This is a genomic window from Cobetia sp. D5, from assembly GCF_035666195.1.
Taxonomy (GTDB): domain Bacteria; phylum Pseudomonadota; class Gammaproteobacteria; order Pseudomonadales; family Halomonadaceae; genus Cobetia; species Cobetia amphilecti.
Genome location: NZ_CP142020.1, coordinates 672,239 through 689,281, shown reverse-complemented (window position 1 = coordinate 689,281; position 17,043 = coordinate 672,239). Strand labels below are relative to the sequence as shown.

The 17,043-nt window shown below is 59.9% G+C and carries 10 protein-coding genes, 2 tRNA genes and 3 rRNA genes; 3 read left to right on the top strand and 12 right to left on the bottom strand.

Translation table 11 applies throughout. The features are described 5' to 3' along the window. Window positions 1-58 precede the first annotated feature (58 nt). Both U0O11_RS02890 and U0O11_RS02885 read right to left on the bottom strand, forming a co-directional pair. Window positions 59-1,105, bottom strand: coding sequence for a Fe(3+) ABC transporter substrate-binding protein (locus U0O11_RS02890; RefSeq protein ID WP_225347558.1), 1,047 nt, complete (start codon window positions 1,103-1,105; stop codon window positions 59-61). A gap of 236 nt (window positions 1,106-1,341) precedes the next feature. After that, entirely contained in the window at window positions 1,342-1,914 is a 573-nt protein-coding gene (locus U0O11_RS02885; protein ID WP_107335481.1) for an elongation factor P hydroxylase, read from the bottom strand. Between the two features lie 378 nt (window positions 1,915-2,292). On the opposite strand from U0O11_RS02885, the gene U0O11_RS02880 reads away from it, so the two are divergent. Then, entirely contained in the window at window positions 2,293-3,732 is a 1,440-nt protein-coding gene (locus U0O11_RS02880; RefSeq protein WP_225348098.1) for an MATE family efflux transporter, read from the top strand. A 317-nt stretch (window positions 3,733-4,049) separates the two neighbouring features. Then, window positions 4,050-4,784, top strand: a complete 735-nt coding sequence (locus U0O11_RS02875; RefSeq protein WP_052384769.1) for a hypothetical protein — start codon at window positions 4,050-4,052, stop codon at window positions 4,782-4,784. Between the two features lie 41 nt (window positions 4,785-4,825). Here the strand turns inward: U0O11_RS02875 and tusA are convergent, their stop codons facing one another. Further along, a complete protein-coding gene (tusA, locus tag U0O11_RS02870) occupies window positions 4,826-5,071 on the bottom strand; it encodes a sulfurtransferase TusA (RefSeq protein ID WP_054555155.1) in 246 nt (81 codons plus the stop codon). 62 nt (window positions 5,072-5,133) lie between these two features. On the opposite strand from tusA, the gene U0O11_RS02865 reads away from it, so the two are divergent. Continuing rightward, entirely contained in the window at window positions 5,134-5,418 is a 285-nt protein-coding gene (locus tag U0O11_RS02865; protein ID WP_043335322.1) for an antibiotic biosynthesis monooxygenase family protein, read from the top strand. Window positions 5,419-5,541: 123 nt separating this feature from the next. Here U0O11_RS02865 and rlmM read toward each other — a convergent pair whose 3' ends face one another. From rlmM to U0O11_RS02820, 9 genes are all read right to left on the bottom strand, one after another. Further along, entirely contained in the window at window positions 5,542-6,615 is a 1,074-nt protein-coding gene (gene rlmM, locus U0O11_RS02860) for a 23S rRNA (cytidine(2498)-2'-O)-methyltransferase RlmM (protein WP_131431318.1), read from the bottom strand. Window positions 6,616-6,825: 210 nt separating this feature from the next. Next, window positions 6,826-6,941, bottom strand: a 5S ribosomal RNA gene (gene rrf, locus U0O11_RS02855). Window positions 6,942-7,077: 136 nt separating this feature from the next. Further along, window positions 7,078-9,963, bottom strand: a 23S ribosomal RNA gene (locus U0O11_RS02850). 232 nt (window positions 9,964-10,195) lie between these two features. Further along, window positions 10,196-10,271, bottom strand: a tRNA-Ala gene (locus tag U0O11_RS02845). A gap of 39 nt (window positions 10,272-10,310) precedes the next feature. Continuing rightward, window positions 10,311-10,387 (bottom strand) — tRNA-Ile (locus tag U0O11_RS02840). A gap of 76 nt (window positions 10,388-10,463) precedes the next feature. Further along, window positions 10,464-12,004 (bottom strand): 16S ribosomal RNA (locus tag U0O11_RS02835). The 16S, 23S and 5S rRNA genes sit together here with 2 tRNA genes alongside, the layout of an rRNA operon. A 481-nt stretch (window positions 12,005-12,485) precedes the next feature. After that, the gene (locus tag U0O11_RS02830; protein WP_225347557.1) at window positions 12,486-14,390 is read right to left on the bottom strand and encodes a M48 family metallopeptidase; all 1,905 of its coding nucleotides are present in this window, start codon (window positions 14,388-14,390) and stop codon (window positions 12,486-12,488) included. 70 nt (window positions 14,391-14,460) lie between these two features. Further along, window positions 14,461-15,054: a LemA family protein gene (locus U0O11_RS02825; RefSeq protein WP_054555402.1), complete on the bottom strand. Its 594-nt coding sequence runs from the start codon at window positions 15,052-15,054 to the stop codon at window positions 14,461-14,463. Window positions 15,055-15,241: 187 nt separating this feature from the next. Further along, complete coding sequence (locus tag U0O11_RS02820) at window positions 15,242-16,912, bottom strand: bifunctional 2-methylcitrate dehydratase/aconitate hydratase (protein ID WP_225347556.1); 1,671 nt, start codon at window positions 16,910-16,912, stop codon at window positions 15,242-15,244. Window positions 16,913-17,043: the final 131 nt, after the last annotated feature.

Below are 17,043 nucleotides of genomic sequence, written 5' to 3'. Positions count from 1 at the left end.
ACAGCCCCTCTTCGTTCATGACATCCCACCCGATGGCTTGCGCCAGCGGTGAGTGCCGTTACTGGTTGAAGCCGACTTCATTGACCATCTGAGCAGCACGCTTGCGGTATTTGGCGACCTCGGTCAGCGAGAGGTCATCCTGCTTGAACTCGCCCCAGGACGTCAGCAGCTCCGAGCTTTCGGCAGCCGGGTTGGCCGGGTACTCGAAATTGACCTCGGCATACATGTGCTGGGCGGTCTTCTCGGTCAAGAAGCGCATCAGCTTGAGCGCATTCTCTTCGTGCGGCGCGTACTTGGTCATCGCCATGCCGGAGATGTTCATGTGCGTGCCGACACCGTTCTGGTCCGGGAACTCGATGCGTGCCTTCTCGGCCCACGGACGCTGCTCGTCGTTGTCGAGCATCTTGCCGTAGTAGTAGCTGTTGCCGATGGCCACGTCACAGACGTTGTCACGAATCGCCTTGATCTGATCGCGGTCCCCGCCCTGCGGCTTGCGCGCCAGGTTGTCCTTGAAGCCTTCCAGCCATTCGCGGGTCGCTTCCTCGCCGTTGTGGGCGATACGCGAGGCGATCAATGCCACGTTGTAGGGGTGATCCCCGGCACGCGAACAGACACGGCCCTTGAGGCTCGGGTCCGCCAGGTCGTCATAGCTTGCGACCTGACCGGCCTCGAGACGCTCGACGCTGGTGTAGAGCACGCGTGCACGGGTGGTGATACCGAACCACTGGTTGTCAGGACCGTGATACTGCTCGGGCAGGTTGGCTTCGATGACGTCGTCATTGACGCTCTTGACCAGCTCTTCGTCGACCAGCTCCTGCAGGCGACCGATATCCACCGTCAGCAGGACGTCAGCCGGCGTGTTGCGACCCTCACGCTTGAGACGCTCGGCCAGACCTTGCTTGGCGAATACCACGTTGACCTTGACGCCGGTCTCCTCGGTGAACTCCTTGAGGAACGGCTCGATCAGATAGGCCTGACGATAGGAGTAGACGTTCACCTCTTCCTGGGCTTGCGCCGGCATGGCCGTGACAGCCGTCACGCCGACCAGCGCACTCAACAACAGCTTGCGAGCGGAGGATGCAGAAATCATGGATACAGCAGTCATCGAATACCCCTGTTCAAGGTGTCCTGTCCTGACGAGGACTGCCATGAGCAGACCTGCAGGACAGTAAAAGCGGAACCATTGTGTCAATGCGAATCATTCTAATCACAAAGCCCTGACACCTGCAACGTGAGTGCAACGCTGATTTGCAGATAATGCAATCCCGCTCAGGGAGGCGAGTACCGGGAGGCAAGCCCAGCGGGCGACGCCACTGCCGCCTGGCATGCTCAGACAAGGCATCACGCCAGTCGGCCGTCCTCCCCCACCGCAGGCAACAGGGGCCTGGCATGGGCGATGGCCTGCTCAAGCGGCATCCCCTGCTGCCAGACACCGGCGAGTGCGTGGCGGAAGGCAGCGGCCCGGGCGGGCAGGCCGCGCTGCTCGACATCGGCGGCGCGCTGCATCACACGTTGCGCGAAGGCGTCTCGATCCACCTCCAGCTCAAGATTGTCGACGCTGACATGAAACGGCTTGCCCACCGCCCGGTGAAACAGCAGCTCCAGCGCTTGCGGCGCGACCTCGACACTCTCGAAGGCACGCTGCTGCTCGGCGTCGCGGCCATCCGGTGCATACCAGTAGCCGTAATCTTCCTCGAGCCGCCGTCTGGCGCCTGCGATGCACCAATGGCTGATCTCATGCAGCGCGCTGGAAAAGAAGCCACGTGCCAGATAGATGCGGTGATAGCCAAGCTCTGATTCCGGCACATGCCTGCCTTCCCCCTGCATGCCGGCCGGAAGATAGAGCGGCTCCTCGGGATCACAGCGCAGCAAGGTGTTGAAGGTGTCGCCGAACAGACCGTCGAACAATGCCATCAAGGTGGCGAGGTCATGCGCACGACGGGGACTCCCGCTGGCGGAATCAGAGCAATGGACGGCAGGTAGGGACTCATGGGACGACACGGCAATTCTCGGCAAGCGCTGGCAGTGTGTGGGCATTCGATGGCGGCAGGAAAACCTGCTCTGTCGGATGGCTCATTGTACGTGGCTAGCGTATAGCGCGTCATTTCAGCTGACAGTGTCGCTCACAGCCGTGATAATTCATCAGCTTGCGTTCATGAAACCTGCTTATCTGCTAGGATGGCGCGCCAAGCAAGAATGATTCTCGATTACTAGCAGGAGCCTGCCGTGCCCCCCGCCGATTCATCCACCCCCTCCAAGCCTCAGACGGCCCCCGGTTCTCCGCCTCCGCCACTGATTCCCCGCGTCAGAGCGGAAACCTCACGCCTGCTGACTCTGGCGCTGCCGATCTGTGGCGCGCAGCTGGCTCAGGCAGGCATGAGTGCCGTGGACGTGTTGATGACGGGACGCTCCTCGGCCACGGACCTGGCAGCCGTGTCGGTGGGCTCAAGCCTGTGGGTGCCCCTGCTGCTGCTGATGGCGGGCACCCTGATGGGTCTGACGCCGGTGGTCGCGCAATTGATGGGGGGCAATCGCAGTGGTGAGGTGCGTGGCAACGTGCATCAATCGCTGTGGATCTCGCTGGTGCTCGGCAGCCTGTCCGGGCTTGCGCTGTGGTATCTGGCCGCGCCGATCTTCACCCTGATGGAGGTGCCTGAGGCTGTGGCCGAGCAGGCGACCCTCTATCTGATGGCCATCGCCTGGGGCATGCCGGGTGCCGCCTTCTATCAGGTCCTGCGCGCCTACTCGGACGGCATGAACCATACCCGCCCGGCACTGATCATCAGCCTGATCGGCCTGATATCGAACATCCCGCTCAATTACGTGCTGATCTACGGGTCTGCGGGCGTGGATGACCTGCTGGGGATCACCCTGCCGGGACTGTTGGGCGACATTCCGGCCATGGGCGCCGCCGGCTGCGGTATCGCCACCGGCCTTGCGATGTGGATCATGTGCCTGAGCATGTTCGCCTACACGCGTTACAGCAGCGCATATCGCGCCGTGGCGCTGTGGTGCCAACCCAGCGCTCCCCATTTCAAGCAGATGGGCGAACTGCTCAAGGTCGGCCTGCCGATCGGGATCGCGATCTTCTTCGAGGTCACGCTGTTCACGGTCATCGCCCTGTTCGTGGCCAGCTTCGGCGAGATCAAGGTCGCGGCCCACCAGGTCGCGCTCAACTTCACCTCGCTGCTGTTCATGCTGCCGCTGTCGATGGCGATGGCCCTGACCGTGCGCGTCGGTCACACCATCGGCCGTGGCGACATGCGCGAAGCACGCTTCGTGGCCTGGAATGGCGTGGCCTTCTCGTTGGTGGTGGCGCTGGTGAATGACATCGTGATCTGGGTACTGGCCGAGCCGGCCGTGGCGCTCTACACCAGCAACCTCAAGGTCCAGGCCCTGGCCATGTCGCTGATCACCCTGGCGATGCTCTATCAGGTCTCGGACTCCCTGCAGGTCGCGATGGCAGGCGCACTGCGCGGCTTCAAGGACACGCGCATCATCATGTTGATCACCATGTTCGCCTACTGGGTAGTCGGGCTGGGAGGCGGACACCTGCTGGGCGTCGGCAGTGAGGCCTTCCCGATCTCGCCCTGGCCCATCGAGCAGATGGGCGTCTATGGCTACTGGATCGGCATGGTGGCCGGCCTGACCGTGGCGGCGCTGCTGCTCGGCTGGCGCCTGTGGATCATCGCGCGCCGTGGCGTGCGCGACGAGGCATTGGCGAGCCAGTGATGCCTGCCGGATAGCGCCTGCATCTCAGCCTGCATTCCAACAGGAAGCTCGGCCCGGATGCTGGGCTGACAGCTGCCTGAATCGCCATGATGAGCAAGCCCCGCGACACCCGACAAGGTGACGCGGGGCTTTTGCGTTTAAACACGAAAAAGCTGATAGACGGTCATTTCGTCCAAGGAGGGGTTACCGTCAGGGCTCTGGCTGTGCTAATGGTTATTCAAGGCAGTGCTCTCTCGCTGACGACACACATGGCAGAAGCGAGAGAACGCACCAGCACACGCCGAGGACGATCGACAAGCTGCTGAGGAGGGTTCGTCATGGGCGTACCAGTATCTTCCCCCCGCTCCGCCAAGGTCATCGACCTGAGTGTCATGCGTGACAGGATGCGTGCACGACGTCGTATTCTCCGGCTGGCGCCGGAACACGACGGGTTGGAAATGCTCTATCAGCTCGACAGCGACCCGGACAGCTATTACAGCATTCCGGTACTGGCCTGGGGGCTGCGCGAGGATGGTGAAGTCGTCGGCATGGTGCCGTGGATGGAGGGGCTGATGCCCTGCCACGAGCTGGAAGACCCGCAGCAGGGGCATTTCGTCGGCTATCGCGACCCGGAAACCGACGAAGTCTTCATGCTGGCGCCTGACCACAAGGTGTTCGAGCTCGAACATGCCGCGGCCTATTACGACTATGAAGTCTCGGACAAGACGACGCTGCTGCAGCAACTGCCGGACACGCTGGGTACCCATGCGCTGTGCATGACCAACGGCGAGACTCAGTGGCAGCTCAAGCAGGTCTTCGGCTGGCGTCTCTACAGCGATGGCAACATCGAGGCCTTGCTGGTCGATGAGGCTCGCGTCACCCAGACACCCGTGCTGGCCGGCGACGACTGCCTGTACCCGGGGCGCAGCCGACATGATGTGGTCTATTTCTTCCAGCGCGCCATCGCCAATCAGATTCGCGAGCAGGACCCGGCGACGCTGGAGGCTCTCGCGCTGATGATGACCGGCGAGAGCGACCAGGTCTGCGTCGAGGTCCATGACCGCGAAGCCTGAGGACTAGTCATGGCCAGCGACTCAGCGGCTGCGGATGGCGCTCAACTGATGCGGATGTAATACAGGAACTGTTCCGGCGTCTCGTGGCTCAGCTCCAGGGTGTGGCCGAGAAAGGCGCAGAACTTGGGCACATCACGGGTGGTGGCAGGGTCGGTCGCCACCACCCGCAACAGATCACCCGAGGCAAGCTCACGCACCTTGTTGTGCAGCATCATGATGGGTTCCGGGCAATACAGGCCACTGGTTTCCAGTTCGGCATCGGCCTCGGGCAATGTGATATCGGTCATCGAAGACTCCTGACAATCCTGCCGCCCTGGCTGGCGGCACGTACAAAAAAGGGGAGACAGGCATGATCAAGGTTCTGATCGAACGGCATATCATGCCGGGACTGGAACAGGATTACGAACAGGCCTCGCGTGAAGTCGTACGCGAGGCTACGCATGTCCCGGGCTTCATCTCGGGCGAGAATCTGATGGAAACCGGCCGCGCGGGTCACCGCATCCTGATCACCTCATGGCGCGATGCGCGAGCATGGCAGGAATGGTCGGTCAGTCCGGCCAGAGATCGCATGATGGCGCGCCTGGCGCCCATGCTATCCCAACCGGAGCGGATAATCCTGCTGGAGCATACCTGAGCGCGCCTCTCCGGCGAGCGAAGGCATCAGGCGCCCCATACAAGAACCCCACGACCTGGGCAGGCCGTGGGGTTCTTGTATGGGGCATGTGCCACTCGTGCATGCTGATTGAGCAACAGCCAGTCAGTGCGTGATGCGCACGTGCACAGTGACCTCTTCACGGTCGTGATACAGATGACGACAGCGAATCTCGGCACCGACGTTGGAACGCTCGAGACTGGCGGCCAGATAGTCGAGGCAGCGAGAGACTTCCTTCCAGCGCTGCTTCATCGGCAGCTTGAGATTGAAGACGGCCTCGTTGCACCAGCGCTTCTTCAGCCAGCGCTCGACCATCTCGGTCACGCGAATCGGCTTGTCGACGATATCGCAGACCAGCCAATCCAGGCGCAGCGGCGGCTCCCAGGTGAAGCCATCTTCCTTGAGATGCTCGACCTGTCCTGTCGCCATCAGGTCCTTGTTCATCGGACCATTGTCGATCGCGAACACGAACATGCCCTTCTCGACCAGCTGGAAGGTCCAGCCACCCGGGGCGGCACCAAGATCCGCTGCCTGCATGCCAGTGGCGATGCGACGCTCCCACTGATCGCGCGGCACGAATTCGTGCCACGCCTCTTCCAGCTTGAGCGTGGAGCGGCTGGGCGCACGACTCGGCGAACGCAGATGACGAATGCCATTGGCATATTCGCTGCGGTTGCCCGGGAAGCTCATGCCCAGCTGGACTTCATCGCCATCCGTCCAGAAGACATGCAACGCCCGACCACCGGCCTTGCGGCGCAGGGCACCCCGCTTCTTCAGCGCGGACTCCAGCGGGCGACCGACGGCCTTGCCCAGCCCCGACAGTGCCTTGCCATCATTGGTATCCGGCATCTCGTGGCGGATCTCCTCGAAGCTCCAGCCGGCGTCGACCACCTGCTGCAGAATCGGCGAGACACGATTCTCCCGCGACATGCCGACCAGCGGCTCCAGCGCCACCAGGGTCTGACGAGCGAAGACCAACGCCTGTAGCGGCATGTCACGATGCAGGGCATTGGCGGGCTCATCACCCGTCACCACATAACGCACGAAGCCACTGTCGCGTGCCGCAATCGGATAACCCGGCGTGCCGATATACGCCGCTTTCTCGCTGACTTCTGCGGCCAGGTCAGCCTCGAAGCCAGGGCGGCAATACAGCAACAGTTCTTGAGGTTGCATCATCATCTCCAATACAGAAGGCTGGGGAGTCTAGCCTCTCGCCTCTGCCTTCTACAAGCGTGCATGTACGTGATGGGGCTGTGACAACGCTCAGGCCGTCGTCATGGGCGCAGCAGACGCCTCACGAAGCGCGTACGTCTCTTGCTTTGCGCAACTTTTCTCACCACAAAGAGAACCGCCCCTGCAGCAAGGCTACAGGGGCGGTTCAGTATAAGTGCCTGACGATGACCTACTCTCACATGGAGAAACTCCACACTACCATCGGCGCTAAGCGGTTTCACTTCCGAGTTCGGCATGGGATCGGGTGGTTCACGCTCGCTATGGTCGTCAGGCGAAACGGTGGCATCTTGCGATGCCTGAGTCCCGAGGCTTTTGGCCTCGCGACTCGCAATATGAATCATGCTGACCGATATGTCTCGATCCTGTCGCAATCCCGGCGTTTGCCTGCGCAAACCCCTTGGGTGTTATATGGTCAAGCCTCACGGGCAATTAGTACTGGTTAGCTCAACACATTGCTGTGCTTCCACACCCAGCCTATCAACCTTGTAGTCTTCAAGGGCCCTTCAGGAGGCGCAAGGCCTCAGGGAAGTCTCATCTTGAAGGGGGCTTCCCGCTTAGATGCTTTCAGCGGTTATCCCGTCCGAACGTAGCTACCGGGCAATGCCATTGGCATGACAACCCGAACACCAGAGGTTCGTCCACTCCGGTCCTCTCGTACTAGGAGCAGCTCTTCTCAAACTTCCGACGCCCACGGCAGATAGGGACCGAACTGTCTCACGACGTTCTAAACCCAGCTCGCGTACCACTTTAAATGGCGAACAGCCATACCCTTGGGACCGACTTCAGCCCCAGGATGTGATGAGCCGACATCGAGGTGCCAAACACCGCCGTCGATGTGAACTCTTGGGCGGTATCAGCCTGTTATCCCCGGAGTACCTTTTATCCGTTGAGCGATGGCCCTTCCATACAGAACCACCGGATCACTAGAACCTACTTTCGTACCTGCTCGACGTGTCTGTCTCGCAGTCAAGCACCCTTATGCTCTTGCACTCAATGCACGATTTCCAACCGTGCTGAGGGTACCTTCGTGCTCCTCCGTTACTCTTTAGGAGGAGACCGCCCCAGTCAAACTACCCACCATACACTGTCCTCGATCCGGATAACGGACCTGAGTTAGAACGCCAATGATGTCAGGCTGGTATTTCAAGGTTGGCTCCACCGCATCTGGCGACGTGGTTTCAAAGCCTCCCAGCTATCCTACACAGACAACATCAGCATCCAGTGTAAAGCTATAGTAAAGGTTCACGGGGTCTTTCCGTCTAGCCGCGGGTACACAGCATCTTCACTGCGATTTCAATTTCACTGAGTCTCGGGTGGAGACAGCGTGGCCATCATTACGCCATTCGTGCAGGTCGGAACTTACCCGACAAGGAATTTCGCTACCTTAGGACCGTTATAGTTACGGCCGCCGTTTACCGGGGCTTCGATCAAGAGCTTCGCGTGAGCTAACCCCATCAATTAACCTTCCGGCACCGGGCAGGCGTCACACCCTATACGTCCGCTTGCGCGTTTGCAGAGTGCTGTGTTTTTAATAAACAGTTGCAGCCACCTGGTATCTTCGACCGGTAAGAGCTTACGGAGCAAGTCCTTCACTCGAACCGGTGCACCTTCTCCCGAAGTTACGGTGCCATTTTGCCTAGTTCCTTCACCCGAGTTCTCTCAAGCGCCTTGGTATTCTCTACCTGACCACCTGTGTCGGTTTGGGGTACGGTCGCATGTGATCTGAAGCTTAGAGGCTTTTCCTGGAAGCGTGGCATCGATGACTTCCTGACCGTGGTCAGTTCGTCTCGCATCTCGACCTCAGAGGAACCGGATTTGCCTGATTCCTCGGCCTACATGCTTTCACCAGGACAACCAACGCCTGGCTCACCTAGCCTTCTTCGTCCCCCCATCGCAACCACATCCGGTACGGGAATATTAACCCGTTTCCCATCGACTACGCGTTTCCGCCTCGCCTTAGGGGCCGACTCACTCTGCTCCGATTAACGTAGAACAGAAAACCTTGGTCTTCCGGCGGGGGAGTTTTTCACTCCCCTTATCGTTACTCATGTCAGCATTCGCACTCGTGATACCTCCAGCAGACTTCTCAATCCACCTTCATTGGCTTACACGACGCTCCTCTACCGCTCATCCAGAGGATGAACCCGTAGCTTCGGTACCTGATTTAGCCCCGTTATATCTTCCGCGCAGGCCGACTCGACTAGTGAGCTATTACGCTTTCTTTAAAGGATGGCTGCTTCTAAGCCAACCTCCTAGCTGTCTGAGCCTTCCCACATCGTTTCCCACTTAATCAGGATTTTGGGACCTTAGCTGACGGTCTGGGTTGTTTCCCTTTTCACAACGGACGTTAGCACCCGCTGTGTGTCTCCCACGCTGCACTCACTGGTATTCGGAGTTTGCCTCGGGTTGGTAAGTCGGGATGACCCCCTAGCCGAAACAGTGCTCTACCCCCAGCGGTGATACGTGAGGCGCTACCTAAATAGCTTTCGAGGAGAACCAGCTATCTCCGGGCTTGATTAGCCTTTCACTCCGATCCACAGCTCATCCCAGCATTTTTCAACATACTTGGGTTCGGGCCTCCAATTGATGTTACTCAATCTTCACCCTGGCCATGGATAGATCGCCCGGTTTCGGGTCTATACCCTGCGACTGGTCGCCCAGTTAAGACTCGGTTTCCCTACGCCTCCCCTATACGGTTAAGCTCGCCACAGAATATAAGTCGCTGACCCATTATACAAAAGGTACGCGGTCACACCACGAAGGTGCTCCCACTGCTTGTACGCATACGGTTTCAGGATCTATTTCACTCCCCTCGCCGGGGTTCTTTTCGCCTTTCCCTCACGGTACTGGTTCACTATCGGTCAGCCAGGAGTATTTAGCCTTGGAGGATGGTCCCCCCATGTTCAGTCAAGGTTTCTCGTGCCCCGACCTACTCGATTTCACGTGACTCAGACTTCGACTACGGGACTATCACCCTGTATCGTCAAGCTTCCCAGCTTGTTCGTCTGTCAGTTGTCACGCTTAAGGGCTGGTCCCCGTTCGCTCGCCGCTACTTGGGGAATCTCGGTTGATTTCTTTTCCTCCGGGTACTTAGATGTTTCAGTTCCCCGGGTTTGCCTCTATAGGTTATGTATTGGCCTATAGATACTCACCTGATGGTGAGTGGGTTTCCCCATTCGGAAATCGTTGGGTCGCAGGGTATTTGCCACCTCGCCAACGCTTATCGCAGGCTATCACGTCCTTCATCGCCTCTGGCTGCCAAGGCATCCACCGTATGCGCTTAATCGCTTGACCATATAACCCCAAGGGGTCTGTCAAGGATTACGAATCTGTCGGACCTCTCCGACATATCGTTTGATAGACATGCACTTGGCGCACATATCTATCGTCAGCATGATTCACATTGTTAAAGAGCGGCTGTTCAGAGAACAGTGAGAAGTCACACAACCTTCACGAGGAAGGCGATATGCTTGTCACTGTGGACTGTGCAGCGTTATCAGGTAGTAGAAGCTGAACCGGACTTTCATGGTGGAGCCAAGCGGGATCGAACCGCTGACCTCCTGCGTGCAAGGCAGGCGCTCTCCCAGCTGAGCTATGGCCCCAAAGTCGGCAAAACCGTGTCGACAAAAGCACGAAGCTTTTGGTGGGTCTGGGCAGATTTGAACTGCCGACCTCACCCTTATCAGGGGTGCGCTCTAACCAACTGAGCTACAGACCCGACACTACTACTCGATAAACTAACTTGATCAGGTAATTCGTTGTGAGCACTTGCCGCGAGCAGTAGACAGTGTCGATAAGGAGGTGATCCAGCCCCAGGTTCCCCTAGGGCTACCTTGTTACGACTTCACCCCAGTCATGAACCACACCGTGGTGATCGCCCTCCCGAAGGTTAGGCTAACCACTTCTGGTGCAGTCCACTCCCATGGTGTGACGGGCGGTGTGTACAAGGCCCGGGAACGTATTCACCGTGGCATTCTGATCCACGATTACTAGCGATTCCGACTTCATGGAGTCGAGTTGCAGACTCCAATCCGGACTGAGGCAAGCTTTATGGGATTGGCTCCACTTCGCAGTATTGCAACCCTTTGTACTTGCCATTGTAGCACGTGTGTAGCCCTACCCGTAAGGGCCATGATGACTTGACGTCGTCCCCACCTTCCTCCGGTTTGTCACCGGCAGTCTCCTTAGAGTTCCCGACATTACTCGCTGGCAAATAAGGATAGGGGTTGCGCTCGTTACGGGACTTAACCCAACATTTCACAACACGAGCTGACGACAGCCATGCAGCACCTGTCTCAGAGTTCCCGAAGGCACCAATCCATCTCTGGAAAGTCCTCTGGATGTCAAGGGTAGGTAAGGTTCTTCGCGTTGCATCGAATTAAACCACATGCTCCACCGCTTGTGCGGGCCCCCGTCAATTCATTTGAGTTTTAACCTTGCGGCCGTACTCCCCAGGCGGTCAACTTATTGCGTTAGCTGCGCCACTAAGTCCTCAAGGGACCCAACGGCTAGTTGACATCGTTTACGGCGTGGACTACCAGGGTATCTAATCCTGTTTGCTACCCACGCTTTCGCACCTCAGTGTCAGTGTCAGTCCAGAAGGCCGCCTTCGCCACTGGTATTCCTCCCGATCTCTACGCATTTCACCGCTACACCGGGAATTCTACCTTCCTCTCCTGCACTCTAGCCAAGCAGTTCCAGATGCCGTTCCCAGGTTGAGCCCGGGGCTTTCACACCTGGCTGACTTAGCCACCTACGCGCGCTTTACGCCCAGTAATTCCGATTAACGCTTGCACCCTCCGTATTACCGCGGCTGCTGGCACGGAGTTAGCCGGTGCTTCTTCTGCGAGTGATGTCTTTCCTCGGGAGTATTAATCCCAAGGCGTTCTTCCTCGCTGAAAGTGCTTTACAACCCGAAGGCCTTCTTCACACACGCGGCATGGCTGGATCAGGCTTTCGCCCATTGTCCAATATTCCCCACTGCTGCCTCCCGTAGGAGTCTGGGCCGTGTCTCAGTCCCAGTGTGGCTGATCATCCTCTCAGACCAGCTACGGATCGTCGCCTTGGTGAGCCATTACCTCACCAACAAGCTAATCCGACATGGGCTCATCCGATAGCGCAAGGTCCGAAGATCCCCTGCTTTCTCCCGTAGGACGTATGCGGTATTAGCCTGAGTTTCCCCAGGTTGTCCCCCACTATCGGGCAGATTCCCATGCATTACTCACCCGTCCGCCGCTCGACGCCTCCTAGCAAGCTAGGATCGTTTCCGCTCGACTTGCATGTGTTAAGCCTGCCGCCAGCGTTCAATCTGAGCCATGATCAAACTCTTCAGTTGAAAGCTTGATAGTCTGTTAAGCAGACCAAACTTGGTTCAGAGTCAAACTTCTCGTGAGAGGCTTGCTCCGATATTTGGTGACCTTGTCACCACTCATCGGCAAGCGCTCACACGAATTACCTGATCAAATTTTTAAAGAGCGTCGCTGTTAAGCGAGGAGGCATATTCTACCCGGAACGCTTGAGAAGTCAAGCACTTGATGATGAGTCAGTCGACTGCCTCTAAGCATCATCAAGCGGTGAGGAGCGTTGCTCGATCACCTGTTCCGTAAGGAGTGCGGCGTATTCTAGCGAATCGCCCGGGATTGTCAACCGATGGTTTAGAAGCGGACTTCAAAAACACCAAGCAAAACAATCACCTGCAAACCTCTTTCACCGCTGGTAACGCCATGCGTCCCCGGCAGCGGATGCGTACTTTACGCAGGAATCGGCTTGATGGCAAGGGCTTTGACGCAGAAAACAGCCACTCGCCTGGTCGATACTCAGACCGCCTTGCCGTCCGCGGGTCGTGACACTGGGCGCGCCTGCCAGCCACCACGCGAATGCGACTGTGTCTCAAGCGCCGCTTCCAGACGCGCCTCCGGCAGCTGCATGACGCGCGCCAGCAGAGTCAGCAGGGCTACCTCTTCCTCTGCAAGCTTCTGATCGGCATGCACCACCTGGGCAAGCGCCGCGAACCAGCGCTGCTTGTCCATCGGGCGCAGGTGAGCCAGCTGCGTAAGATGACGGCAGCGCAGCGCAGGGTTATCCCCATCCGGTTGCGACTGCGGATACGCAAGCGCCAGACCAAGTTCTGCACTGGCATCCAGGAAGATGTCCTCGCGCAGCGCTTCATCGTCGATAAGTCCGACCATCAGCACGAGCCAATGCTGACAGGCCGGCTGGCATTGCTGCAGGGCCAGCGAGTCACTCTTGCGATCGATTCGCGGGTCCAGTGACTCCAGCAGCAACTGCCACAGACACCAGATGAACATGTCCTGCGGAGGTGTCTGCGCCTTGAGCATGCGATGCGCGCGCTCATCCGCTTCCCGCCAGCGCGGTATCAACCGATTGAGCAAGGGGATCCACTCGACCCGCGGCAAGGACTCGAGCTTGCGCCGCGCCTCGCGCACGCGCTTGCCATCCAGCCAGTCATGCTGACGCTCAAGCTCGGTGAGCCAGACCCCACGCCGGGTGAGCTCCGAAGGCGCGATCATCGCCACCACCAGCTGCGGGCAGAGAAAGCGCGACAGCGTCAGGTTCTCGAGTTCACCCCGGGAACGCGACAGCTCGCCCATGACGGCCGCGCCGGCGATACCCGCCATGACCCCGCCAAGCACTTCGGCCCCGATGGGCCCCTGCTGCTCGAAGGTATGCACCGGTTGCTGGCGCGCGCTCAGATATTGTCTGTCCCAACGGGGTTCCAGGCGCTTGATGCGTTCATCCAGCGGCGGATGCGAGTCGAACCAGCCCGTCAGCCATGGCGGACGCGCTTCGACGAAGAAGAGGTGGTTGTAGGTCATGGCGCGCGGATGCTGGATGCGCCCCTGCCAGCCCATGCCACCGATACGCTTGAGGGCCGAGGCGATGCCATCCGGGAAACGCGTCAGGCGCACTGCACTGGCATCGGCGAGATATTCGCGTGAGCGCGCGACCCCGCGTTGCAACAGCCTGCCGCCCAGCCCGCCGAGACTGCCGAGCAACCACAGCGCCACACCTACCAGCATCAGCTGTGGCATGCCGCCTTTCCTGTCGGAACCGGAGGAGCGCGCCCTGCCCAACACGAAGCCGATGCGCCCCGCCCCCATCAGGAAGCGCCCCGCCTCGGAGAGAAACACCAGGCCGTGGACCGCACTCGCCAGACGCAGGTTGAGGCGAATATCGCCATTGGCGATATGGGCGAACTCGTGAGCGACCACGCCCTGCAGCTCGTTGCGATCCAGCTGCTCCAACGCCCCGCGACTCAGCGCGATCACCGCATCATGGGGCCGATAGCCCGCCGCGAAGGCATTGATCATCGCCTCATGCGGCAGCAGGAACAGCTGCGGCGTGGGCAGATTGGCGGCGATCGCCATCTCTTCCACGACATTCAGTGCCCGCCGCTCGCTCGAGTCCTGGGTCTCGACATCCACCAGCTTGCCGCCCAGGCGTGCGGCCACGACCGCACCGCCCTGCTGCAGACGCCGCAGCTCACGCGCCGCGACCAGTGCATTGCACAGAAAGATGATGCTCGCCACTGGCCAGACATATTCAAACGTCGTGGAGGCCGGACGCCCCAGGAAACTGCTGATCGCGACATGCACCACGGCGCCGGCGGCAAGAGACACCACCAGCGACATGGCCGTGAAGGCCAGCAGCAATAGCCGCGTACGACGCCGCGCACTGTCCTGCTCATGATAGAAATTCATTCGCGCTCGCCATCTACCCAGTCAGGATCACAGCGCAAGGCCGCTGCGAGAGAAGCATCAACCGGTCGACTCAAGAGAAGCTGACATCCGGGGCCTGGCGAATCTTCACGCTGTCATCGAAGGCCAGCAGGCCTGCATCACTGCGATGACCGAAGGTCGGCGCGAACACCACCTGCGGGAAGCTCTGGCGATAGACGTTGTAGTCGGTGACGGCATCGTTGTAGGCCTGACGCGCGAAGGCGACGCGGTTCTCGGTGGCGGTCAGCTCTTCCATCAGGTCGCTCATGGTCTGGTCCGCTTTGAGCTCCGGATAGGCCTCGACCACCACATCCAGCTTGCCCAGACTCGCTGCCAGCCCCTGCTCGGCACCGGCCAGACTGGCCAGCTTGTCCATGCTGCCGGGATGCGCCGCTGCGGCATTCAAGGCGGCCATCGCCTTGTTGCGGGCATTGATCACTTCTTCCAAGGTGCCACGCTCATGACTCAGATAGCCCTTGGCCGTCTCGACCAGATTGGGAATCAGGTCGTAGCGCCGCTTGAGCTGCACCTCTATCTGCGCGAAGGCATTCTCGAAGCGCGCCTTGAGGCTGACCAGCTTGTTGTAGATCGAGATCACGTAGATGACGATCAGCGCGATGGCGCCCAGCAGCAGAAATGTTTTCATGATGAGTCCCTTGTGATGATGCCTTTGCAATGAAGGCCCGGCAGGCGTTGTCCCGCTCTCCGGCGAGTCTTTGCAAGCGCCCCTGTCGATCTTCCTGTGCAATCCGCTTCCAGTTTACCCATACCGGATGACGGCACCAGTCAATTGGATGACTGATTGCCAACGGGGCATCATGCGACTGGCAACCTCACGGCACCCAATGCGCCATGAACTCGTGCACCGGCAGTGCTTCGAGTCGCTCGCGATCGCCCAGCAACGCCATCAAGGTGTCGCACCGCGTGGGTGGGAAGCAGGTGGCCAGATTGGCCCGGCACTTGTCCTCGAGCGGAACGAGCGACTCTTCACGCCGCCGACGATGTCCCAGCGGGTATTCCACCGTCACCTGCTCGGTGGCACTGCCATCGTAAAAGACTACCCGCAGGGCATTGGCGATCGAGCGCTTGTCGGCTTCCAGATACTCGCGGGTGAAGCGCGCCTCTTCCTTGACGACCATTCTGTCACGCAGCCGGTCGATCTCCGGGTAAGCGGCATGGAAGCCATCTTCATAGTGGTCCGCGTTCAACTCGCCGAAGATCAGCGGCACCGCGACCATGTATTGCAGGCAGTGATCGCGGTCCGCCGCATTGGCGAGCGCGCCCTGCTTGGAGATGATGCGGATCGCCGATTCGTGGGTGGTGATCTCGATGCGCTCGATCTCCTCGAGCCGGTCGCGCACCTCGGGATGGAGCTGGACGGCCGCCTCGGCGGCGGTCTGGGCATGGAATTCAGCCGGGAAGGAGACCTTGAAGAGCACGTTCTCCATCACATAGCTGCCCAGAGGGCGCGCCAGCGTCAGGTGCCGTTCGTCTTCAGGCTTGAGCGCGAGATCGCTATTGCCGTGACTGAAGGAGACATCATTGAAGCCCCACTGCGGCGCACTGAGAGCGCCGGGGACGCCCATCTCGCCACGCAGGGCGATGTCCGCCAGCCGCACGCCCCGCGAGGTGGCGTCCCCCGCCGCCCAGCTCTTGCGCGAGCCCGCATTGGGCGCATGGCGATAGGTGCGCAGACTCTGGCCATCGACGAAGGCGTGCGACAGCGCCGACAGCAACTGCTCGCGATTCGCCCCCATCAAGCGCGCCGTCACGGCGGTGGTCGCCACCTTGACCAGCATGACATGGTCGAGCCCGACGCGATTGAAGCTGTTGTCCAGCGCCAGCACGCCCTGGATCTCGTGAGCCATCACCATGCTCTCCAGCACATCGCGCATCACCAGGGGCGGCTTGCCCAGCGCGACACGCTGGCGCGAGAGGTGGTCCGCCACCGCCAGAATGCCGCCGAGATTGTCCGAGGGATGCCCCCACTCCGCCGCCAGCCAGGTGTCGTTGTAATCCAGCCAGCGGATGGTGCAGCCGATATCCCACGCCGCCTTGACGGGATCGAGACTGAAGGCGGTGCCGGGCACCCGCGCACCATGCGGCACCACGGTCTCGGCCACCAGCGGCCCGAGATGCTTGGTGCATTCCGGGAAGCGCAGCGCCAGGATGCCGCAGCCGAGGGTATCCATCAGACACAGGCGAGCGGTGTCCATCGCCTCTGCCGAGGGACCTGAGCGCTCGCTCTTACCGGCCAGGCCATCCACATCCGTATCCGCATCCGTATCCGCATCCGCATCCGCGGTATGCAGACCATCGCAATACCCCAGCACATAGTCGGCGATCTGCTGCAGCTCCGGGTCATAGTCCGGGCGCTGGTTGGCGCTGGCCTGATTGGTACTGGCTTGATTGGTGCTGGCCTGGTTGGTACTGGCCTGACTTGTACTGGCTTGAGTGGCGCTGAGACGGCTGTCGCCCGTCTGATCAGAGGATGGCGTGCTCATGTGTGACCTCCTGTCGTGGATCGTCTTTGCTCGCATGCATCTCCCGCGATGCCGGCACATCCCCCGAAATACCTGTGTCCTCACCACGGAAACGCGAAAGCCGGCCCTCTGCACATGCATGCCAGGCCGGC